This is a genomic window from Pseudomonas sp. Pmew2, assembly GCF_058129885.1.
On sequence record NZ_CM176702.1, the window covers coordinates 6137637 to 6159806 of the forward strand.

22 protein-coding genes are annotated in these 22170 nt (G+C 59.6%); 14 read left to right on the forward strand and 8 right to left on the reverse strand.

Features of this window, described 5'->3' with window-relative positions:
- The first annotated feature begins 15 nt into the window (after nucleotides 1-15).
- A complete protein-coding gene (locus AC4ANK_RS28340) occupies nucleotides 16-546 on the forward strand; it encodes an anti-virulence regulator CigR family protein (protein WP_002551346.1) in 531 nt (176 codons plus the stop codon).
- Nucleotides 547-731: 185 nt separating this feature from the next.
- Here AC4ANK_RS28340 and AC4ANK_RS28345 read toward each other — a convergent pair whose 3' ends face one another.
- The 3 genes from AC4ANK_RS28345 to AC4ANK_RS28355 form a co-directional block, all read right to left on the reverse strand.
- Nucleotides 732-1556 carry an alpha/beta fold hydrolase gene (locus tag AC4ANK_RS28345; protein WP_002551345.1) on the reverse strand — a complete coding sequence of 275 codons (825 nt, stop codon included), beginning with the start codon at nucleotides 1554-1556 and terminating at the stop codon, nucleotides 732-734.
- Between the two features lie 213 nt (nucleotides 1557-1769).
- The gene (locus AC4ANK_RS28350; RefSeq protein ID WP_002551344.1) at nucleotides 1770-2102 is read right to left on the reverse strand and encodes a DOPA 4,5-dioxygenase family protein; all 333 of its coding nucleotides are present in this window, start codon (nucleotides 2100-2102) and stop codon (nucleotides 1770-1772) included.
- Between the two features lie 36 nt (nucleotides 2103-2138).
- Nucleotides 2139-3089 (reverse strand): choline sulfate utilization transcriptional regulator, encoded by a 951-nt coding sequence (locus AC4ANK_RS28355; RefSeq protein ID WP_002551343.1) that lies wholly within the window; start codon nucleotides 3087-3089, stop codon nucleotides 2139-2141.
- 114 nt (nucleotides 3090-3203) lie between these two features.
- On the opposite strand from AC4ANK_RS28355, the gene betC reads away from it, so the two are divergent.
- From betC to AC4ANK_RS28370, 3 genes are all read left to right on the forward strand, one after another.
- The gene (betC, locus tag AC4ANK_RS28360) at nucleotides 3204-4709 is read left to right on the forward strand and encodes a choline-sulfatase (RefSeq protein WP_011167293.1); all 1506 of its coding nucleotides are present in this window, start codon (nucleotides 3204-3206) and stop codon (nucleotides 4707-4709) included.
- Between the two features lie 37 nt (nucleotides 4710-4746).
- The gene (locus AC4ANK_RS28365) at nucleotides 4747-5673 is read left to right on the forward strand and encodes a choline ABC transporter substrate-binding protein (protein WP_031597696.1); all 927 of its coding nucleotides are present in this window, start codon (nucleotides 4747-4749) and stop codon (nucleotides 5671-5673) included.
- A 176-nt stretch (nucleotides 5674-5849) separates the two neighbouring features.
- Entirely contained in the window at nucleotides 5850-7418 is a 1569-nt protein-coding gene (locus AC4ANK_RS28370) for a SulP family inorganic anion transporter (RefSeq protein ID WP_031597697.1), read from the forward strand.
- 96 nt (nucleotides 7419-7514) lie between these two features.
- Here AC4ANK_RS28370 and aroE read toward each other — a convergent pair whose 3' ends face one another.
- A complete protein-coding gene (aroE, locus tag AC4ANK_RS28375; protein ID WP_002551340.1) occupies nucleotides 7515-8339 on the reverse strand; it encodes a shikimate dehydrogenase in 825 nt (274 codons plus the stop codon).
- Nucleotides 8339-9253 (reverse strand): oxygen-dependent coproporphyrinogen oxidase, encoded by a 915-nt coding sequence (hemF, locus tag AC4ANK_RS28380; protein WP_002551339.1) that lies wholly within the window; start codon nucleotides 9251-9253, stop codon nucleotides 8339-8341. Before hemF ends, aroE begins: the two co-directional genes overlap by 1 nt.
- 219 nt (nucleotides 9254-9472) lie before the next feature.
- Between hemF and AC4ANK_RS28385 the strand changes: the two genes are divergently transcribed.
- Nucleotides 9473-9784: a DUF3630 family protein gene (locus AC4ANK_RS28385; protein WP_031597698.1), complete on the forward strand. Its 312-nt coding sequence runs from the start codon at nucleotides 9473-9475 to the stop codon at nucleotides 9782-9784.
- Nucleotides 9785-9877: 93 nt separating this feature from the next.
- Nucleotides 9878-10855: an NADPH:quinone reductase gene (locus tag AC4ANK_RS28390; protein ID WP_002551337.1), complete on the forward strand. Its 978-nt coding sequence runs from the start codon at nucleotides 9878-9880 to the stop codon at nucleotides 10853-10855.
- A 19-nt stretch (nucleotides 10856-10874) separates the two neighbouring features.
- Here the strand turns inward: AC4ANK_RS28390 and tsaC are convergent, their stop codons facing one another.
- From tsaC to AC4ANK_RS28405, 3 genes are all read right to left on the reverse strand, one after another.
- Entirely contained in the window at nucleotides 10875-11432 is a 558-nt protein-coding gene (tsaC, locus tag AC4ANK_RS28395; protein ID WP_002551336.1) for an L-threonylcarbamoyladenylate synthase type 1 TsaC, read from the reverse strand.
- Between the two features lie 38 nt (nucleotides 11433-11470).
- Nucleotides 11471-12589: a DNA-processing protein DprA gene (dprA, locus tag AC4ANK_RS28400; RefSeq protein WP_002551335.1), complete on the reverse strand. Its 1119-nt coding sequence runs from the start codon at nucleotides 12587-12589 to the stop codon at nucleotides 11471-11473.
- 123 nt (nucleotides 12590-12712) lie between these two features.
- On the reverse strand, nucleotides 12713-13738 hold the full coding sequence (locus AC4ANK_RS28405) for a LysM peptidoglycan-binding domain-containing protein (protein ID WP_002551334.1): 1026 nt from the start codon (nucleotides 13736-13738) through the stop codon (nucleotides 12713-12715).
- Nucleotides 13739-13863: 125 nt separating this feature from the next.
- On the opposite strand from AC4ANK_RS28405, the gene def reads away from it, so the two are divergent.
- The 8 genes from def to AC4ANK_RS28445 all read left to right on the forward strand — a co-directional run bounded on the left by def (nucleotide 13864) and on the right by AC4ANK_RS28445 (nucleotide 21711).
- Nucleotides 13864-14370 (forward strand): peptide deformylase, encoded by a 507-nt coding sequence (gene def, locus AC4ANK_RS28410; protein WP_002551333.1) that lies wholly within the window; start codon nucleotides 13864-13866, stop codon nucleotides 14368-14370.
- Nucleotides 14371-14424: 54 nt separating this feature from the next.
- Nucleotides 14425-15369: a methionyl-tRNA formyltransferase gene (gene fmt / locus AC4ANK_RS28415; RefSeq protein ID WP_002551332.1), complete on the forward strand. Its 945-nt coding sequence runs from the start codon at nucleotides 14425-14427 to the stop codon at nucleotides 15367-15369.
- Nucleotides 15366-16691, forward strand: coding sequence for a 16S rRNA (cytosine(967)-C(5))-methyltransferase RsmB (gene rsmB / locus AC4ANK_RS28420; protein ID WP_002551331.1), 1326 nt, complete (start codon nucleotides 15366-15368; stop codon nucleotides 16689-16691). Before fmt ends, rsmB begins: the two co-directional genes overlap by 4 nt.
- Before the next feature lie 4 nt (nucleotides 16692-16695).
- The gene (gene trkA / locus AC4ANK_RS28425) at nucleotides 16696-18069 is read left to right on the forward strand and encodes a Trk system potassium transporter TrkA (RefSeq protein WP_005732751.1); all 1374 of its coding nucleotides are present in this window, start codon (nucleotides 16696-16698) and stop codon (nucleotides 18067-18069) included.
- Between the two features lie 152 nt (nucleotides 18070-18221).
- Nucleotides 18222-18629, forward strand: coding sequence for a hypothetical protein (locus AC4ANK_RS28430; RefSeq protein ID WP_237901246.1), 408 nt, complete (start codon nucleotides 18222-18224; stop codon nucleotides 18627-18629).
- 87 nt (nucleotides 18630-18716) lie between these two features.
- Complete coding sequence (locus tag AC4ANK_RS28435; RefSeq protein ID WP_460383865.1) at nucleotides 18717-19946, forward strand: IS91 family transposase; 1230 nt, start codon at nucleotides 18717-18719, stop codon at nucleotides 19944-19946.
- A 273-nt stretch (nucleotides 19947-20219) separates the two neighbouring features.
- Nucleotides 20220-20432 carry a hypothetical protein gene (locus AC4ANK_RS28440; protein WP_460382897.1) on the forward strand — a complete coding sequence of 71 codons (213 nt, stop codon included), beginning with the start codon at nucleotides 20220-20222 and terminating at the stop codon, nucleotides 20430-20432.
- 49 nt (nucleotides 20433-20481) lie between these two features.
- Nucleotides 20482-21711: an IS91 family transposase gene (locus tag AC4ANK_RS28445; RefSeq protein ID WP_460383867.1), complete on the forward strand. Its 1230-nt coding sequence runs from the start codon at nucleotides 20482-20484 to the stop codon at nucleotides 21709-21711.
- Nucleotides 21712-22170 lie beyond the last annotated feature (459 nt).

Consider the following 22170-nt stretch of genomic DNA (forward strand, 5'->3'; position numbering starts at 1 on the left):
AGCTGAGGAAGCACCATGAAACTGCCAAACCGTTTTATCACCGGGCTGGGTATCTTGATGATCAGCGCCAGCCCGCTACTGCAAGCGGCGCCGCCTGACCAGCGCGGTGATGGCCCGGACGACAACCGCGGCGGCCAGCAGCAGGGACCGCAGAACAACGGCGGCCATAACGAGCGCGCTAATGACCGTGGTCCGGGCAACGATAACGGCCGGGGTCCAGACAAGGGCCCGTCCACTCAGCCAGGCAGACAGGCCCATCAGGACAACCGTGGCGGCAACCGCCCACCGCAGGATTTCGGCCCGGTACGCGAGACCTTCCAGCAGCACCGCGACGTCATCGGCCGAGGCCAGCCGCTGCCACCTGGTGTACACATCGCCAAAGGCCGTCCGTTGCCACCTGGTTACGGTAAACGCCTGGACAGCCGCTCGCTGCAATACCTGCCACATTATGACGGCTACGAATGGCGACGCCTGGGCACCGACGTCGTACTGATCGCCGTGGGTTCGGGGATTGTGTATGCGATTCTGGATGGTGTGTTGAATTGATGGTCTGCTGACGCCCTTGAATACGCGGTGACACACAGACTTGTGACGCGGAGCGTCACGAACGGCATTCCCACGCTGGAGCGTGCGGAACGATAATCTCAACTATCGTGCGACGCTCCGCGTCGCATGCCGTTCTGGACGCTCCGCGTCCGATCTTGAGGTCCCAGCAAAGAAACCAGCCCGCCTCAACCCTGCTGCTGATTAACCCGCGCCAAAAACGTCATCAGCGCCCCTGACACAAAATCCGGGTTTTCCAGATTGGCGATATGACCCGCTTCAGGCACCAGCACGTAAGAGCAGCCAATCAGGCTGGCCATCTCACGGGTTTCTTCAGGCGGACGCGGGATGTCAGCATCGCCACACATCACCAGCGTGGTGTCTGCATTCAGTTGCTCTATCAACCCAAGCCGATCGTCACGACCAAAGATCATTCGCCCCAGAGGCACTACAGTCTGGCGCAACTGCTCTGCATTCATACCCGCCAATGCGGAGCGGAACGCCTGATACACCGGCGACTGCGGGTCAATGCCAGGCCGGAAGAAGATCGGCACCACAATGTCCAACAGCGGCTCAGGAAAGGCACCGGCCTCTTCCAGCTTGTCGAGCAACGAGAAATAGTAGGCTTTCTTGGCTTCCGACTCTTTGCCCAGATAAGTGTCCATCAGCACCAGCCCGGTAATGCGCTCTGGCGCGAGCAGCGCAGCAATCGCACCCCACATGCCGCCCACCGACAGCCCGACGATGCTGCAACGCTCGATATTCAAATGATCCAGCAGCGCCAGCGCATGGCGGGCGAGATCATCGAGATTGCGGGTGCCTTCCGGAAAACCGCTGGAATCCCCATGCCCCCAAAGGTCCGGCACAATCACCCGATACCGGCTGGCCAGCGTGTCGATCTGCGCACTCCACATCGCCTTGTCCCAAAGGTAACTGTGACCGAGCAAGACAACCGGCCCGGTGCCTTGGTCAGCGTAGTGAAGGGTCTTACCGTCGATGAGTAGATCCGGCATTTCTGATGATCCTCTGTCTGGTCTTTCAGCATTCATTTCAGGCAGCCCGTGAAAGGCGGCTTATCGATGTTGACGCGTATGCATGACCATTTTGTTGAAATTTGCGCTGCAACGGACCGATTGGTCATTTTTCAGCGGAGCTATCTTACACCGATCTTTTCGACGAGGAATGCGCTTGTAACCACTGAAGGAAAACGGCCGAGAAGCCGGCTATCAGCCACCCAGAGCGCCCAGATTCAAAGGCCGAACCGCGCCCATCCAGATGGCATGGTCGGTATGGTCGCGCAGCTCATCGCCCGTCAACGGATGCAGAAACACGACCAGCCCATCGCGATTCAACGCGAGCCATAAAGTGACGTCAGCCAACTGCTCATGCCCGAACGCCAACTGGCAACTCCAGTCCGGATGCGGCCCAACCAGCTTTTGGTGAACGCGGCCCATCTGCAGCGCAAATTTCTCGGTCGCGGCTTCGCACAGGGCTCGGGCCTGGTTCAGGGTTTGGGCGTTGAAATAGATATGGGCGTGGTAGCCGTGGGTGTCTTGCATGTATGAGTCCTTCCTGACCAAAAAATGAACGCCTGCTTACACCGCAATCGACGGCAACGGCCTGCCCGCCAGCGAAACCCCGCTCAACGCCTGCTCACTCGCCAGCCAGTCCATGAACTGCTGGACGATCTGCACGCGCCGTTTGCGCTGGGGCAAAACCACGTAATAGCCTTGGCCGGAAATGGCGGCTCCGGCGATGGGGCGGCAGAGCAGGCCTTGATCGAGGAGGTCGTCGACCAGGTGTTTCCAACCGATGGCGATGCCTTGTCCGCCAATCGCAGCCTGGATGAGCAGGGTGTAGTTGTCGAAACGCAGCTGGCCGGGGGTAGGGGCCTGGGGGATGTCGAGGGCGCGGAATACGCCTGCCCAGTCGAACCAGTTGTTGCTGCTTTCGCCGCGCAGGTGCAAGAGCGGAAAGTCGCGCAGTGCCTCGTTGGGCAGCGGCGTCTGGCGACCCGTGATCAGTTGCGGGCTGCACACTGGAAAGACTTCTTCGCTGAACAGCCAATGGCTTTCGCCTTGCTTGAAGCGTCCGTCGCCGAACAGTACGGCAACGTCGATATCTGCGCGTAACATGCTGTGGGTACGCTCGCTGGTGACCAGGCTGACATCCACGTCCGGGTTGACCTTGTGGAAACGGTGCAGACGCGGCATCAGCCAGTAGGCGGCGAAGGCAAAGTCGGTCGCCACTTGAAGCACTTCGTGCTGGTGCTGTTCGGTGATCGCTATCAGTCCGCTGTCGATGGATTGCAGGCCAGCCTGCACATGGCTGAACAATATTTCGCCGGCTTCAGTAAGCTCGATGCCGCGATAGATCCGGTCAAACAGACGGGTGGCCAGCTGTTCTTCAAGGCGCTTGATCTGCTGGCTGACGGCAGGCTGAGTAGTGCCCAGTTCGATAGCCGCCGCAGTGAAGCTGCGCAAGCGAGCCGCGACTTCAAAGGCACGCAGCAGATCAAGGGACATGTCGCCAAAAGCTTCAAACATAAGCGGTGCTTATCCTAGGCATTGCTGCGCATGGGCTTTACCATCAAACACGACGACTTCATCCTCGTACCCGGCACTTTCGCATAAATTTTCACAATGAGATGCAGCGATTACATGAAGCGCAAAAATATTCTGTTCATCATGGCCGATCAAATGGCCGCGCCAATGTTGCCGTTTTACTCCCGGTCTCCAATCCTGATGCCGAATCTGAGCCGCCTTGCTGCCGACGGCGTGGTGTTCGATTCAGCGTATTGCAACAGCCCTCTGTGCGCACCATCGCGTTTCACACTGGTCAGCGGTCAGCTGCCAAGCAAGATCGGCGCGTACGACAACGCAGCCGATTTCCCCGCTGATATTCCAACCTACGCTCACTATCTGCGTGCGCTGGGCTACAAGACCGCTCTGGCAGGCAAGATGCATTTCTGTGGGCCGGATCAACTGCATGGTTACGAAGAGCGCCTGACCAGTGACATTTACCCGGCCGACTATGGCTGGTCGGTCAACTGGGACGAGCCGGACGTGCGTCCGAGCTGGTATCACAACATGTCCTCAGTGTTGCAGGCCGGCCCGTGCATTCGTACCAACCAGCTGGATTTCGATGAAGAAGTGCTGTTCAAGTCCCAGCAGTATCTGTACGACTACGTACGCCAGGACGGTGATGCGCCTTTCTGCCTGACCGTTTCCATGACTCATCCTCATGATCCGTACACCATTCCCAAGCCGTTCTGGGACCTGTACGCCGACGAAGAGATCCCGATGCCGCCGCCGCACGCCAATCAGGCCGCGCTGGACCCGCATTCGCAACGGCTGCTCAAGGTCTATGACCTGTGGGACAAGCCCATGCCGACCGACAAGATTCGTGATGCGCGCCGCGCCTACTTTGGCGCGTGCAGCTACATCGACCTCAACGTCGGCAAGCTGATGCAGACGCTGGATGAAGTCGGGCTGGCGGAAGACACCATCGTGGTGTTCTCCGGCGATCACGGCGACATGCTGGGCGAGAAGGGCCTCTGGTACAAAATGCACTGGTTCGAAATGGCCGCCCGCGTGCCGTTGGTGGTGTATTCGCCGGGCCAGTTCAAGCCAGGGCGGGTCAGTGCGTCGGTGTCGACTGCCGACTTGCTGCCGACCTTCGTCGAAATGGCCAACGGCAAACTGGACGCCGGGTTGCCACTGGATGGACGCTCGCTGATGCCGCACCTGAAACGCAAGGGCGGGCACGATGAGGTGTTCGGCGAGTACATGGCCGAAGGCACGACCAGCCCGTTGATGATGATCCGTCGCGGCGCTTACAAATTCATCTATTCGGAGCAGGACCCGTGCCTGCTCTTCGATGTGAAGAAGGACCCGAAAGAGCAGAAGGATCTGAGCCAGTCACCCGCCCATGAAAAGCTGTTCAATGACTTCCTGGCTGAAGCTCGAGCCAAGTGGGATATCCCGGCGATACACCAACAGGTGCTCGCCAGCCAGCGCAGAAGGCGCTTCGTCGCCAAATCGCTGGCAACCGGCAAGCTGAAGAGTTGGGATCACCAGCCACTGGTCGACGCCAGTCAGCAGTACATGCGCAACCACATTGATCTGGACGATCTGGAGCGTAAGGCACGTTTTCCGCAACCTTGACCCTGCCCACACCAAAAAAATCAAAAGGGGTACATCAATGAAGAAGTTATCCACAGCCGTTGCGGTCGCGGTCATGACGTTCGGCAGCCTTGCGGCGCAGGCAGAGGACGCAAGTTGCAGCACCGTGAAAATGGCCGATCCGGGCTGGAGTGACATTGGGGCCACCAATGCTATCGCCAGCGTGGCGCTTGAAGGTCTGGGCTACAAGGCCAAGGTCGACACCCTGGCCGTGCCGATTGCCTATGGCGGCCTGAAAGACGGCAAGCTGGATGTTTTTCTGGGTAACTGGATGCCGGCGCAGCAGGGCTTTTACGACAAGTTCGTGGCGACCGGCGATGTAACGCAATTGGCCAGGAACCTTGAAGGCACCGAGTTCACTCTGGCCGTGCCGGACTATGTGTGGGACGCCGGCGTGCATGATTTTGCCGACCTGAATAAATTCGCTGACAAGTTCGACCAGAAGATCTATGGCATTGGCTCTGGCGCACCTGCCAACCTGTCGCTGCAGGAGATCATCAAGAAGAACGAATTCGATCTGGGCAAATGGAAGCTGGTCGAGTCGAGCGAGACGGCGATGCTCGCCGAGGTCAATCGCAACGTGAAGCGCAAGGCGTTTGTGGTCTTCCTCGGCTGGACCCCGCATCCGATGAACGTGCAGATCAAAGGTATGCATTACCTCAAGGGCGGCGAGAAATACTTTGGCGATACCGGTTCGGTCTTCACCCTGACTCGCAAGGGTTATGCGCAAGCCTGTCCAAACGTCGGCAAGCTGCTGACCAATCTGAGCTTCACCCTGGACATGGAAAACAGCATCATGGCCGAAGTGGCGAACAACAAGGTCAGCAACAGCGCAGCGGCAAGGGCCTGGATCAAGGCCAATCCCGCAGTACTGGACACGTGGCTGGAGGGCGTGAAGACGATTGATGGCAAGGATGGGCTGGCGGCGGTGAAAGCCAGGTTGTAGGCGTAAGGTCTTGAGCACGCGGCGTGGCGCAGATCTGTGACGCGGGGCGTCACCCAAGGCATCCCCACGCTGGAGCGTGAGGAACGATAGGTGTCCAACTATCGTGCCCATGCTCCGCGTGGGTATGCCGTTTTGGACGCTCTGCGTCCTCTACGTTCAATTCACTCGAGGGACCGATGCGCTGGCTCAATCGCCATAAAATTCTACCGTTTCTAGCCTGGCTGCCGCAGCAGAGTCGCGCCAGCGTCGGGCGTGATGCGCTGGTGGGCTTGAGCGGTGCCATTCTGGCCCTGCCGCAGTCCATCGCTTACGCACTGATCGCCGGGCTGCCTCCGGAGTACGGTCTGTACGCCGCCATTGTTCCCGTTCTGATCGCCTGTCTGTGGGGCTCGTCCTGGCACCTCATCTGTGGGCCGACCGCGGCTATTTCCATCGTGCTGTATGCCAGTGTCAGTCCGCTCGCCGTTCCGGCCAGTCAGGACTACATAATGTTGATCCTGCTGCTGACGTTCATCGCCGGTGTATTCCAGCTATTGCTTGGGATGATGCGCTTCGGTGCGCTGGTGAATTTCGTTTCGCACTCGGTGGTGCTCGGTTTCACACTGGGCGCTGCAATAGTCATTGCACTCGGGCAGATGCCCAATCTGCTGGGCATTGACCTGCCGAGTCAGACCACCGCCCTTAGAAGTCTGACCGCCGTGTTAGAACATCGTGGAGAGGTCGATCTACCTTCACTGACACTGGGTCTGTTGACCCTGGCGCTGGGCATCGGGCTCAAACTCCTGGTGCCCCGCTGGCCAACCTTATTGATTGCATTGGTATCGAGCAGCCTGTTGGTGTGGCTGTGGCCGGCGATGTTCGGCCATGTCCGTGTGGTCAGTGCCTTCGTTGGCCATCTACCGCCTTTCAGCCCGCTACCGCTGGACCTTGAGCTGATCCTCAAGCTGCTGCCGACAGCAGTGGCGGTGGGCATGCTGGGGCTGGTCAACAGCCTGTCGATTGCCCGCTCGCTGTCGGCACGTTCGCAGCAGATGCTCAACGCCAATCAGGAAGTCCGTGCGCAAGGTCTGTCGAATATGGTCGGCTCGCTGTTTTCCGGCTACCTGTCAGCGGGATCGTTCACCCGTGCGGCGCTGAGTTACGAGGCGGGTGCGCGTTCGCCGTTGGCGGGCGTTTTTTCGGCATTATGGGTGGCATTGTTCGCGGTCGCCGGAGCCTCGTTGATCTCGCACATTCCAATCCCGGCCATGGCCGCCTCGATCCTGCTGATCTGCTGGGGCCTGGTGGATCGTCGTGGCATTCGCGCACTGTTCCGTGTCAGCCGCGCCGAGTTTTTCGTGATGGCGCTGACCTGTCTGGCCACCCTGCTGCTGGAGCTGCAAACCGCGATTTATGCCGGTGTGCTGGCCTCGCTGTTCTTCTACCTCAAACGCACCTCACAACCGCGCGTGCAGCAATGGCGCGAAGGCGATGAGGATGTGCTGCGGGTCGGCGGCTCAATCTTTTTCGGTGCCAGCCACTACCTGCAAACCCGCCTGCAACGCACTGAAGGGCTGCGTGTGGTAATCGATGCGCAGCAGATCAACTTCATCGATTACTCAGGCGTGGAAATGCTTCATCAGGAAGCGAGACGTCTGGGCCGTCAGGGGCGATTACTGATCCTGCGCAATGCCAGGTCGCAAGTGATCGAGGAATTGAACAAGCTGGAAGGGCCGCAGAACTGCCCGATTCTGTTTGAGGATTGAGCCATAACTCATCGTCCTGACGCTCCGCGTCGCAAGAGGACGCGGAGCGTCCAGAACGGCATGCCAACGCGGAGCATTGGCACGATAGTCTCTCAGTCAACCAGCCGCCAGCAGCCTGCGCAACTCGGCCAGTACCGGAGCCGAGTCCGGCCGCACGCCGCGCCATAGCAGGAAAGCTTCTGCCGCCTGCTCCACCAGCATACCCAAGCCATCAACCGACTGTGCCGCACCCTGTTCAGTGGCCCAGCGGCAAAAGGCGGTGGGCTCTTTGCTGTACATCATGTCGTAGCAGAAGGTCGCACCGGGCTGGATAAGGCTCGGGGAAATCGGTGGCAGCTCTCCGGCCAGACTGGCAGAGGTGGCATTGATGATCACATCCACCGGTTCTTCAAGCCAATCGAAGCTGCTGGCAAACACAGGGCCAAGATCCGCAAATTCCTGAGCCAGTCGTTCGGCTTTTTCAACGGTGCGATTGGCAATCACCAGCACTGCGGGTTGCTCCGCCAGCAACGGCTCCAGCGCGCCACGAACAGCACCACCCGCACCCAGCAACAGAATGCGCTGACCACGCAGGCTGCGCCCGCAATTGACTGTCAGGTCGCGCACCAGCCCGGCACCGTCGGTGTTGTCACCCAGCAGCGTACAGTCATCGAGCTTGCTCAAGGTGTTCACGGCTCCCGCACGCTGCCCGCGCTCGGTCAGGCTATCAGCGAGGCGATAGGCTTCTTCCTTGAACGGCACAGTCACGTTGGCACCACGTCCGGTCTGGAAAAACGCCTGGGCAAATGCGGTGAAATCATCCAAAGGTGCCAGCGACGTCTGGTAATCCAGCGTCTGCCCGGTTTGCTCGGCGAACAGGCGATGAATCAACGGCGACTTGCTGTGGCCAATGGGGTTACCGAAGACGACGTAACGGTCCATCAGTTGTCCGCCAGCCAGTCGCGATCAGTCAGGAAGTATTCGGTCAGACGCGCCTCTTCACTGCCCGGAGCGGCTTTCCAGTCATAACCCCAGCGCACTTGCGGCGGCAGCGACATGAGGATCGATTCGGTACGGCCACCCGATTGAAGACCGAACAGCGTGCCGCGGTCGTACACCAGGTTGAACTCGACGTAGCGCCCCCGACGGAATTCCTGAAATTCGCGCTGCTGCACCGTGTAGGCCGCAGCCTTACGACGACGCACGATCGGCAGGTAGGCATTGATAAACGCATCACCGATGGCGCGGATGAAGGCAAAGCTGGTATCGAAATCCCACTGGTTCACGTCATCGAAAAACAGACCACCGATACCGCGTGGCTCATCACGATGCTTGAGGTGGAAGTAACTGTCGCACCACGCCTTGTAGCGCGGGTAGACATCGTCGCCGAACGGCGCACAGGCGCGTTCGGCCACCCGGTGCCAGTGTACGCAGTCTTCCTCGACGCCATAGTAGGGCGTCAAATCGAAACCACCACCAAACCACCAGACCGGCTCCTCGCCTTCTTTCTCGGCAATGAAGAACCGCACATTGGCGTGAGACGTCGGCACATGCGGGTTGTGCGGGTGAATCACCAGCGACACGCCCAGCGCCTCGAAACCACGCCCGGCCAGCTCAGGCCGGTGGGCACTGGCCGACGGAGGCAGGTTGCTGCCGAACACGTGGGAAAAATTGACACCACCTTTCTCGATGACCGCGCCATTCTCGATCACCCGCGTGCGACCACCGCCGCCCGCCGGACGCGTCCAGGCATCTTCCACAAAGTGTGCGTTGCCATCTTCCTGCTCGAGCGCGGTGCAGATCCGGTCTTGCAGGTCGAGCAGGTAGGCTTTTACGGCCTCGGTACGGGTACTCATGAGGATCCCTTACGGCTGACGTCAAACGGCTGAGCCTCCGCAGCAAAAGAGGCGCAGCAAAAGAGGCGCAGGCAAATTGGCGCGTAGCATACCATCGGCAGCGCGGGCTGGCAGTTGACGAAGGCCGGGGGAAGGAGTCCGATAGGTGCTTTCGCAGTTTGTATTACTTGGAAAACTGCCTGATTAATCGAACTCCTACTTACGCGAGGAGAACCTGACGTGAAGGCCGTCTGCAATGTCGAAGAGCTGGCTATCGAAAAAATGCGCTCCGGCAATTCATGCCTCAATCTTTCAGCGGAAGTCGATTGGGAGGATTTCCCTCGCTATGCTGACTTCGTTCTAGGCCTGCTGGGAGGCATCGTTACGTCAAAGTCCTACGCTGTGGATGTACGCGTCTGGGACGTGCAGATAAAAGGCGAAGCCTTTTTCCTGTCCTATGAGGACTTTCCGTCGATGGTGAGCCTGGAATCAAAAAGCACCAACGGTGATGCGCTGATCGAAGGCTTTCTGCTTGTCCTTTCCCAGAGATGAAAACCAGATAGGGCTTCATTTTTGCGACTGCGCAGCGTGCTACCTTTGTCTGCCTGATGCATAAGATATTAGTCACCATCAAGGAGAGAGCACATGGCAAAGCGTATCCAGTTCAGCACTGTCGGAGGACCCGAGGTTCTTGAATATGTCGATTTCGAGCCAGAGGCTCCGGGGCCGCAGGCGGTGGTTGTGCGCAACAAGGCCATTGGCCTGAATTTCATTGATACCTATTACCGTAGCGGGCTGTATCCAGCGCCTGAGTTGCCTTCAGGGCTCGGTGCTGAAGGGGCGGGTGTGGTCGAGGCGGTGGGTGATGAGGTGACGCGCTTCAAGGTCGGTGATCGTGTCGCCTATGGCACCGGGCCTCTGGGTGCGTACAGCGACGTGCATGTGCTGCCTGAGGCGAATCTGGTGAAGCTGGCGGACTCGGTCAGTTTCGAGCAGGCCGCTGCGTTGATGCTCAAGGGCCTGACCGTGCAATACCTGCTGCGCCAGACCTATCAGGTGAAGCCGGGCGAGATCATTCTGTTTCATGCGGCGGCGGGTGGTGTCGGCTCGTTGGCCTGTCAGTGGGCCAAGGCATTGGGCGCGAAGCTGATCGGCACGGTCAGCTCACCGGAGAAGGCCGCTCACGCCAAGGCGCTGGGTGCCTGGGAAACCATCGACTACAGCCACGAAGACGTCGCCAAACGTGTGCTGGAACTCACCGACGGCAAGAAGTGCCCGGTGGTCTACGACGGCGTGGGGCAGGACACTTGGCTGACATCGCTCGACAGCGTGGCACCGCGTGGGCTGGTGGTGAGCTTCGGCAATGCGTCCGGACCGGTCTCAGGTGTGAATCTGGGGATTCTGGCGCAAAAAGGCTCGGTGTATGTCACCCGCCCGACGCTGGGCACCTACGCAAACAATGCGCAGAACCTGCAAGCCATGGCTGACGAGCTGTTCGACATGCTCGCCAGCGGCAAACTCAAGGTCGACAACATTCAGCAGTACGCCTTGAAGGACGCCGCCAAGGCGCAAACCGAGCTGTCCGCTCGGCGCACCACTGGCTCGACCATTCTGATTCCCTGAGCCAGCACTCCCGCCAGCGTCAGCCAGCGCGCATGACCTGGCCGGTCGCGATATCACGGATCACGCTGGGGTTTCGGCGGCCGCCCAGGCTGCCGCCCAGCACACCGTCGATCTGACCCCGGAAGTACTGCTCGACGCGCAGCCGCGAACGGGCAGCCGGGCGACCTGCCGGGTTGGCCGATGTGGAAATCAACGGGCCGACCAACGCGCACAGTTCGCGCACCGTAGGGTGGTCGGTGACGCGCAGCGCCACGGTTTCATGAATGCCGGTGATCCACTCGGGCAGCAGGTTCTGATGCGGCACCAGCCAGGTATTGGGCCCCGGCCAGGTGCTGGCCATTCGGTCGAGCCACAATTGGGGGAAGTCTTCGAACAGAAAGTCGAACTGGCGAATGTTGTCGGCGATCAGGATCAGGCCTTTTTCCACTGGCCGTGACTTGATCGCCAGCAAACGATAAACCGCTTCTTCATCCCATGGATCACACCCCAGGCCCCAGACTGCCTCGGTCGGGTAAGCAATCACCGCACCGGCTCGAATATCCTGAGCGGCTTGTTGCACACGCCAACTGCTGGCCATTGTTTGTCTCTCCGCTAAATCCTGACGGCAGTTTAACCTCAGGGCGCTCTGGCGAACCATCGTCCCGCTTCACAGCTTATTCTGCCGTCCAGTTCCAGCTCGGTCAGGCCCGCCAGTACCTTGGGCAACGGCCAGCCGCTGGAGACCGATAACCCCTCGCTGGTATGCGGCGCAGCGTGCAACAGCGCCAGAAGTGGATGGTCGCAAGGCACAGGTTTGGCAGGTGTCTCGGGCGGGGCACCGGGCGCAACGCTCCTCCAGTGCTGCAAGCCTTCAAGAATGTGCTCAACGGTCTCGACCAGCGTTGCGCCGTCGCGTATCAACTGGTGGCAGCCCTTGGCACCCGGGTGGTGAATCGAACCCGGTATCGCATACACCTCTCGCCCATGCTCGGCGGCCAGTCGCGCGGTAATCAACGAGCCGCTGGCAACACTGGCCTCGACCACCAGCACGCCGAGCGACAGGCCGCTGATGATTCGGTTGCGCCGCGGGAAGTTGCTGGGCTGTGGTTCAGCGTCCAGCGGGAACTCGGAAATCACCGCGCCACCTTGCGCCGCCATCTGCGCGGCGAGCGCACGATGCTGCTGTGGATAAAGTTTTTCAAGCCCGGTGCCCAGCACACCGATTGTATGCCCACCGACATCCAGTGCGCCCTGATGCGCGGCTCCGTCAATGCCACGCGCCAGACCGCTGGTGATCACAAAACCGGCACCCGCCAGGCTGCGCGCAAAAGCTCTGGCGGTGTCCAGCCCGGGTCTGGAAGCGCGACGACTGCCGACCATTCCCAACTGCGGACGCTCGAGGATTGAAGGGTCGCCGGCAATGAAGATCAGCGGCGGAGGGTCGGCGATTTCGGCCAGCAGTGCGGGGTAGCAAGGGTCGTCCCACATCAGCAAATGCTGGGCCGGACGCTCCAGCCAGGTCAATGCAGCACTGGCACCGTCCCTGACGGAAGGGGCTCGACGCGCCTCGGCGCAGGCACCTGGAATACCCAGCGCACGCCATGCACTGGCCGGTGCGCTCAGCGCAGACGACGCAGAACCGAAGGCTTCGATCAGCCTGGAAAAGCGTTTCGGTCCGATCTCGGGCAAGCGATGCATGCGCAGACGGGCTTCCAGCTCTGCTGGCGAAGAGAGGGCATTTTCGAACAGTGGCATGAGATCGTCCCTGATCCATTGTGCATCTCAGACGATGCACAAACCTGTGGATAACTCTGTTGACAACAATTTGATAAGTGTCTGGCTCGTCACACAAATCCGTAGCAGAACTGAAACATACCTTTAAGGATTTCGAACCTTGTCCATGATGGCCAAAGATCGGTTGGCTTGCAGGACCAAGGCGTAACTAAGCTTGTCGTACGTACGGAAAACCATGAGCAGGCCAGACCGTTCGTCAGGGATTTTCACCTGTTCACCGGTGATTCGGTCACGCACTGTCTCGCTGGTTTTGTATATCGCCAGCACGTTGCCCTCGGCCAGGCCGTCACGTTTGCCTTTGTTGAGAGTGACCACATCCAGCACGCTGACCTGGGTTACGCCGCGTGGCACATCCAGAATCAAACCTTCTATCGGCGTTTGCGGGGCGCTGGGCAGGAAAGTCGAGTTGATCGCTCGCTCCTCGCTGCTGAACAATCGGTCGCCCAGGCGCACTTCCTGGGTAGAGCGCTGCAAAACCAGGGTCGAGACGTCGCCCTCGGAGGCAACCACCTCAGCGCTGCCGATGTCATCCGCGTTGATCCCCAGCACTTCCTTGGTCTGTGGGTCGGTGTAGGTCTTGCCCTGTCGGAAAATGCCGTAGACGGTGTGCGCCGGGTCCAGCGTGCCCCGTGCATAGGCCCGGTCACCGCTACCGCTGAGCACGCGCTCGGCATTGCCCGCAACGATGTAGGGGGCCTTTTCGAACTGCTCGGCATTGTCGACGATGCGATTGCTGATCAGGAATGCGTTGATCGCCCCCAGCGGAATGCTCGGAATGGCCTCGACCATCGGCGTACTGCGCACACGCGGTGACAATTTGATGGTCCCGCGCGACTCGCCCCGATTGAGCGTCACGCGCGGCTGACCATCGACCCAGGTCAGCGCAAGGGTGTCACCGGGGTAGATCAGGTCAGGATCATGGACTTGCGGATTGGCCCGCCATATCTCGCGCCATTTCCATGGTTCACGCAAAAACTTGCCGGAAATGTCCCAGAGTGTGTCCCCGGCGACAACGGTGTAACTCTGCGGATAGCCTTCCCTGAGTTGCACTTGCGCCTGAGCAAGACCGCTGGCGGTCAACAGCAGCAGGGCGAGTAGTGATTTCCTCATGCGGTGAATCCCTTTATCATGTTGCCTCACGCGAACCCTAGAGTCCTGTCCTGGGCTGCCTGCCTTGAACTCCCGGGCCCGGCACCCAACATTGACTTTACCTTAACAGTGCAGCTCTTACGTATATGGCCATTCTAAACATCCTCGAATTTCCCGATTCGCGCCTGCGCACTATCGCCAAACCTGTGGCGATGGTAGACGAAGGCATTCGCCAGTTGGTCGACGACATGTTTGAAACCATGTACGAAGCGCCAGGTATTGGCCTGGCCGCGACTCAGGTCAACGTCCACAAGCGCGTGGTCGTCATGGACCTGAGCGAAGACCGCAGCGAACCGAGGGTCTTCATCAATCCTGAAATCGAAAAGCTGACCGACGAAATGGATCAGTATCAGGAAGGCTGCCTGTCGGTTCCCGGTTTCTACGAAAACGTCGACCGCCCGCAAAAGGTTCGCGTCAAGGCGCTGGACCGTGACGGCAAGCCTTACGAACTGGTTGCCGAGGGCCTGCTCGCCATCTGTATCCAGCATGAATGCGATCACCTGAACGGCAAGCTGTTCGTCGATTACCTTTCCAACCTCAAGCGTGACCGGATCAAGAAGAAGCTCGAAAAGCAGCACAAGCTCAACGCCTGATCCGTCGTTACCCCAAAAGGCCTGAACAGGCTTTTTTTTTATAATGAGAACTCCATGACTGAGCCACTGCGCATCGTCTTCGCCGGCACCCCGGAATTTGCCGCCGAACACCTCAAGGCCCTGCTAGACAGCCCTTACCAGATCGTCGCCGTGTACACCCAGCCTGATCGCCCGGCCGGTCGTGGACAAAAGCTGATGCCCAGCCCGGTCAAGCAATTGGCACTGCAGCATGACATCCCGGTCATGCAGCCGCCCACGCTACGCGCCCCTGACGCGCAGGCCGAACTGGCCGCGCTCAAGCCTGATTTGATGGTGGTGGTCGCCTACGGCTTGATCCTGCCGCAAGTGGTGCTGGATATTCCGCGTCTGGGCTGCATCAACAGCCATGCCTCACTGCTGCCACGCTGGCGCGGAGCTGCGCCGATTCAGCGCGCGGTGCAGGCCGGCGACGCCGAAAGCGGCGTGACCGTGATGCAAATGGAAGCTGGTCTGGACACCGGGCCGATGCTGCTCAAGGCTGTCACCCCGATCACCGCACAGGACACCGGTGGCACGCTGCATGACCGTCTTGCCGAACTCGGCCCACCAGCGGTGTTGCAGGCCATTGCAGGGCTGGCGGATGGTTCGCTGGTCGGCGAGGTTCAGGACGACAGCCTGGCCAATTACGCTCATAAATTGAACAAGGATGAGGCGCGTCTCGACTGGACACGTCCGGCCGATGAGCTGGAACGTCTGATCCGCGCCTTCAACCCGTGGCCGATCTGCCACAGCACGTTGAACGAAGAAACCCTGAAAGTGCTGGCTGCCGATCTGGCCGAAGGGCAGGGTGTACCGGGAACTGTCCTCAGCGCAAGCAAGGACGGCCTGATCGTCGCCTGCGGCCAGAACGCCCTGCGCCTGACCCGTCTGCAACTGCCGGGTGGCAAGCCGCTGAATTTTGCTGATCTGTTCAACAGCCGTCGCGAGAAATTCGCCATCGGCACGGTACTGGGTCAATGAACCCGCGTCTGGCCGCCGCCAAGGCACTGGCTGCCGTGCTCAGCGGCAAGGCATCGCTGAATAGTTCGCTGCCCACGCAACTGGACAAGGTCGAGGTGCGTGATCGCGGCCTGACTCAGGATCTGGCGTTCGGCACCGCACGCTGGCAGCCACGCCTGTCGGCAATGGCGGCCAAACTGTTGCAAAAACCCTTCAAGGCCGCCGATGCCGACGTCGAGGCGTTGCTGCTGGTGGGTCTTTACCAGCTGTTTTACAGCCGAATTCCTGCGCATGCGGCCATTGGTGAAACCGTTGGCTGCGCTGAAAAGCTGAAAAAACCGTGGGCCAAAGGCTTGCTCAACGCCGTACTACGCAACGCGCAACGCGATGGCGAAGCGCTGCTGATCGAGCTGGAACACGACCCGGTGGTGCGTACAGCCCACCCGCGCTGGCTGCAGAAAGCCCTGAAAGCCGCCTGGCCGGAACATTGGGAAGCCATCTGCGCGGCCAACAATGCGCACCCGCCGATGATTTTGCGCGTCAACCGACGCCATCACCGTCGCGATCAATACCTCGAACTGCTCAACACTGCCGGCCTGCAAGCCAGTGCGTGCACATTCAGTCAGGACGGCATCGTGCTCGCCGAGCCGTGCGATGTGCGCTCACTGCCCGGTTTTGCCGAAGGCTGGATCAGCGTTCAGGACGAAGCCGCGCAACTGGCCGCCGATCTGCTGGAGCTCGCACCCGGGCAACGCGTACTCGACGCGTGCTGCGCGCCAGGTGGCAAGACCTGCCATTTGCTGGAAGTGCAGCCGCAATTGAGCGGCGTAGTGGCGGTGGACCTCGAAGCCAAGCGCTTGGTCCGCGTGCGTGAAAACCTTGATCGTCTGGGGCTGGACGCCGAGCTGATCGCTGCCGACGCCCGCGAAACGGCGCAGTGGTGGGACGGCAAGCCGTTCCAGCGCATCCTGCTCGACGCGCCGTGCTCGGCGACCGGCGTGATTCGTCGTCATCCGGACATCAAACTGACTCGTCAGGCAGACGACATCGTCGCGCTGGCGGCCTTGCAGGGCGAGCTGCTCGATGCGTTGTGGCCTACGCTGCAGGTAGGCGGCATGCTGGTGTACGCGACCTGCTCGACACTGCCGACCGAAAATACCGAAGTCATCGAGGCGTTTCTGGCCCGCACCTCCGGGGCCAGAGAGCTGGACATCGCCGGGCAGGCAGGACAGCCGCCCGCAGGTATCAAGCAAGCCCATGGTCGCCAGCTGCTGGCCCAGCAAGGCGGCCACGATGGTTTCTACTACGCCAAACTGATCAAGATCGCGGCGGCGCGGGAGTAAGCGCGTGAAAATCATCATTCTGGGTGCAGGTCAGGTAGGCGGTACGCTGGCCGAGCATCTGGCGGGCGAAGCCAACGACATTACCGTGGTCGACACCGATGGCGACCGGTTACGCGATCTGGGCGACCGCCTGGACATCCGTACCGTGCAGGGCAAGGGCTCCTATCCCGCAGTCCTGCGCCAGGCGGGCGCAGACGACGCCGACATGCTGGTCGCGGTGACCAGCAGCGACGAAGCCAATATGATCGCCTGCCAGGTGGCCCACACGCTGTTCCACACGCCGACCAAGATCGCGCGCATCCGCGAAGCGGCGTACCTGACACGCGCGGGCCTGTTCGATAAAAACGCGATCCCGGTCGACGTGTTGATCAGCCCGGAACAGGTGGTTACCAATTACATCAAGCGTCTGATCGAGTACCCCGGCGCGCTACAGGTCATCGATTTCGCTGAAGGCAAGGCACAACTGGTCGCGGTCAAAGCCTATTACGGCGGTGCCTTGGTGGGCCAGCAGCTGCGCCAGTTACGTGCGCACATGCCCAATGTCGACACCCGTATCGCGGCGATCTATCGGCGCGACCGGGCGATCCTGCCCCACGGCGATACGGTCATCGAAGCCGACGACGAGGTGTTCTTCATCGCCGCCAAGGCCGATATTCGTGCGGTGATGGGTGAGCTGAGGCGTCTGGACGAGAACTACAAGCGCATCGTCATCGCAGGCGGTGGCAACATCGGCGAGCGTCTGGCTGAAGCCATTGAAAGCCGCTATCAGGTAAAGATCATCGAAGTGAACCCGGCGCGCTGCCGCTATCTGTCGGAGCATCTGGACAGTACGGTGGTGCTACAGGGCAGCTCATCGGACCGTGATTTGCTGATGGAAGAAAACATCAACAATACCGACCTGTTCCTGGCGCTGACCAACGACGATGAAGCCAACATCATGTCGTCGCTGCTGGCCAAACGGCTGGGCGCACGCAAGGTAATGACCCTGATCAATAACCCGGCCTACGTCGATCTGGTCCAGGGCGGTGAGATTGATGTGGCGGTCAGCCCGCAACTGGCAACCATCGGCACGCTGCTGGCTCATGTGCGACGGGGCGATATCGTCAGCGTGCACTCGTTACGGCGCGGTGCAGCCGAAGCCATCGAGATCGTGGCGCACGGCGACCCGAAATCCAGCAAGGTGGTGGGCCGCGCCATCAAGGACATCAACCTGCCGACCGGTACGGCAATCGGTGCGATCATCCGCGACGAACAAGTGCTCATCGCCCACGACATCACCGTTATCGAATCCGGTGACCATGTGATCATGTTCCTTGTGGATAAAAAGTGCATCCGTGAAGTGGAGCGGCTGTTTCAGGTGGGGTTGAGCTTTTTCTGAACAGGCCCTGAACAGCCTGCTCCCTGACTGAACCTCTTGCCGACCTGTCTGGTCGGCAACGCTCGTCGACTCGGACGAATTCTCTCTAAGCGCGCGTATCACACATACGCGCGCTATGCCTTTGACGGGCGTTACCAGAGAGAACATAAGCAATGCCTGAATCCAAAGTCCCCCTTCAAGGCTCACAAACCGACGGCACACCTGCGGGCGGCTGGCCTGCGCTCAGTGCGGTCAACAAGCACCTGTTGCACCAGCATGTGCTGATCAAGGGCAACCGCACGCTGCTGTCCATGAACTGGGCAGCCTGCGGCTGCAAATTGTGGGATTTTGAAATCGGTTATCATAGCCGAAATCGAGTCGATCCCTCCTCAGCACAGGCTTACACATGGCGTCAGAGACCAAAAAACGTAAACGGGCGAGCCGGGCAAAAGCCAAGGCAAAGCAGACCCGTCTCCAACGCGCCGGGCATACTACCTTCGTGCCCGATACCGACTTTTCCTTCGATATCGATCCTTTCGGTGATGTCGATCTTTGTAGTTGCTGCCAGACAACGTATCTGAACGACAGGTTTCCCGACGCTTCTTGCGTAAACGTTTCGATGAGAGAAGGGCCAGGCGGATTGGCCATCACCGCCGTCATTCACCACGATGAGGAGCCATCCTGCTGACGTGGCCTCTGCACCGCCTGCTTACAAACCTCGACCGCTCAAAAACCTCTTCACGGCCAACGGCTGCTGGGCAGATTTGCTGGAAGCCGGCGGTCTGCGCCACATCGAAGTGGAGTCGATCAGCAAAATGCTCGCCTGCGGCACCTCGATACTGGGCGTCAAACACTACACCTGTGCCAATGAGCATTGCCCGCACGTCAAATACCTGTGCAACACCTGCCATTGCCGGGCCTGTCCCTCCTGCGGCAAAAAGGCCACCGACCAGTGGATCGCCGTGCAAAACAACCGTCTGCCCGACTGCCCCTGGCAGCATCTGGTGTTCACGCTGCCCGACACGCTGTGGCCCCTGTTCTTCTACAACCGCTGGCTGCTCGATGCGCTGTTTCGGCTGGCGGCCGATAACCTGATCTACACCGCCAAACGGCGCGGTTTGCGCGTCGGGATTTTCGGGGCGCTGCACACCTATGGCCGGCGGCTCAACTGGCATCCCCACGTCCACCTGTCGGTGACCGCGGGCGGCCTGGATGAGCAGGACGTCTGGAAAAATCTGTCGTTCCACAAAGAGGCCCTGCGGCGGCGCTGGATGTGGCTGGTGCGCGATTACCTGCTGGGACAGCCGCTTTCGCAACTGACGATGCCGCCGCCGCTGGCCCACATCCTCTGTGAAAGCGACTGGCGCCGTCTGATACTGACCGCTGGCGGCCAGCACTGGCACATCCACTTGTCGAAGAAGACGGAAAACGGCCGAAAGACCGTCAATTACCTGGGCCGCTACCTGAAAAAACCGCCCATCTCGGGCAGTCGTCTGGCGCATTACACCTCCGGAGCCACGTTGAGCTTTACCTACCTGGATCACCGCACGCAGACCTATCAGCAGGAAACGCTGAGCCAGGCCGACATGCTGCGCCGGGTGGTGCAGCACATCCCGGAAAAGCATTTCCGGATGATCCGGTATTTTGGTTTTCTGGCCAATCGGGTGTGTGGGAAATACCTGCCGAAGGTCTATGAAGCACTGAAGATGGCGACGCCAGGACCGGTACCAAAGCTGTATTTTGCGCAGATGGCCAAAGCCTTTCTAAACGTCGATCCGTTCCGTTGCGTGCTGTGTGGCGCACGGATGGTATACACGGCGGCAATCAGCGGGCTGACGGTGCAGGGACTGGTCCTCAACGCTCAGGCGATCGCGCAGATGAGGTACGTGAAGCCCTGACAGGGGGAAGGTGCGTCCGCACCTAGGCTTCGCGGTGAAATAACCTGTATTAACGCTTTTTGATAGGGATTTTCACTGCATAAGTAACGCATCTGCGTCTTACTACGCATCGCTATGAAGGCATGACGCCTCCTTCATAGCGTCAGCTTGATGCATAGGCATTTTGAAATTCCTATGCATGAACTGGGCAGCCTGCGGCTGCAAATTGTGGGATTTTGAAATCGGTTATCATAGCCGAAATCGAGTCGATCCCTCCTCAGCACAGGCTTACACATGGCGTCAGAGACCAAAAAACGTAAACGGGCGAGCCGGGCAAAAGCCAAGGCAAAGCAGACCCGTCTCCAACGCGCCGGGCATACTACCTTCGTGCCCGATACCGACTTTTCCTTCGATATCGATCCTTTCGGTGATGTCGATCTTTGTAGTTGCTGCCAGACAACGTATCTGAACGACATGTTTCCCGACGCTTCTTGCGTAAGCGTTTAGATGAGAGAAGGGCCAGGCGGATTCGCCATCACCGCCGTCATTCACCACGATGAGGAGCCGCCCTGCTGACGTGGCCTCTGCACCGCCTGCTTACAAACCTCGACCGCTCAAAAACCTCTTCACGGCCAACGGCTGCTGGGCAGATTTGCTGGAAGCCGGCGGTCTGCGCCAAATCGAAGTGGAGTCGATCAGCAAAATGCTCGCCTGCGGCACCTCGATACTGGGCGTCAAACACTACACCTGTGGCAATGAGCATTGCCCACACGTCAAATACCTGTGCAACACCTGCCATTGCCGGGCCTGTCCTTCCTGCGGCAAAAAGGCCACCGACCAGTGGATCGCCGTGCAAAACAACCGTCTGCCCGACTGCCCCTGGCAGCATCTGGTGTTCACGCTGCCCGACACGCTGTGGTCCCTGTTCTTCTACAACCGCTGGCTGCTCGATGCGCTGTTTCGTCTGGCGGCCGATAACCTGATCTACACCGCCAAGCGGCGCGGTTTGCGCGTCGGGATTTTCGGTGCGCTGCACACCTATGGCCGGCGGCTCAACTGGCATCCCCACGTCCACCTGTCGGTGACCGCGGGCGGCCTGGATGAGCAGGGCGTCTGGAAAAATCTGTCGTTCCACAAAGAGGCCCTGCGGCGGCGCTGGATGTGGCTGGTGCGCGATTACCTGCTGGGACAGCCGCTTTCGCAACTGACGATGCCGCCGCAGCTGGCCCACATCCACTGTGAAAGCGACTGGCGCCGTTTGATACTGACCGCTGGTGGCCAGCACTGGCACATCCACTTGTCGAAGAAGACGGAAAACGGCCGAAAGACCGTCAATTACCTGGGCCGCTACCTGAAAAAACCGCCGATCTCGGGCAGTCGTCTGGCGCATTACACCTGCGGGGCCACGTTGAGCTTTACCTACCTGGATCACCGCACGCAGACCTATCAGCAGGAAACGCTGAGCCAGGCCGACATGCTGCGCCGGGTGGTCCAGCACATCCCGGAAAAGCATTTCCGGATGATCCGGTATTTTGGTTTTCTGGCCAATCGGGTGTGTGGGAAATACCTGCCGAAGGTCTATGAAGCATTGAAGATGGCGACGCCAGGACCGACACCGAAGCTGTATTTTGTGCAGATGGCCAAAGCCTTTCTAAACGTCGATCCGTTCCGCTGCGTGCTGTGTGGCGCGCGGATGGTCTACACGGCGGCAATCAGCGGGCTGACGGTGCAGGGACTGGTCCTCAACGCTCAGGCAATCGCGCAGATGAGGTACGTGAAGCCCTGACAGGGGGAAGGTGCGTCCGCACCTAGGCTCAGCGGTAAAATAACCTGCACAAATTCGGATTGATAGGGATTTTCACTGCATAAGTAACGCATCAGCGTCTTCCTACGCATCGCTATGAAGGCATGACGCCTCCTTCACAGCGTCAGGTTCATGCATAGGCATTTTGAAATTCCTATGCATCAAGATATCCGCGCCAAAGAGGCTGTTTCTGGGAAACTTCCGAAATACATCTTCGGAGGAATTTTTTCCTTTAATTAGAAGAGTTCTCGCCACAAAGGAACGCACCGTCTCCTCAGGCTGAATAGCTAAGATCATTTGCTCGTCAAAACCTTGAAGTGCGTTCCGAGCACGGTGGCCCGGAAAATCGTCACCGGCTCCTCAATCGGGGGGTTCGAAGGCGCCAGCGACAGACTTTATTTATTTCCGACAGACTTTATTTCGTAGCTTCACCGCTTCCCC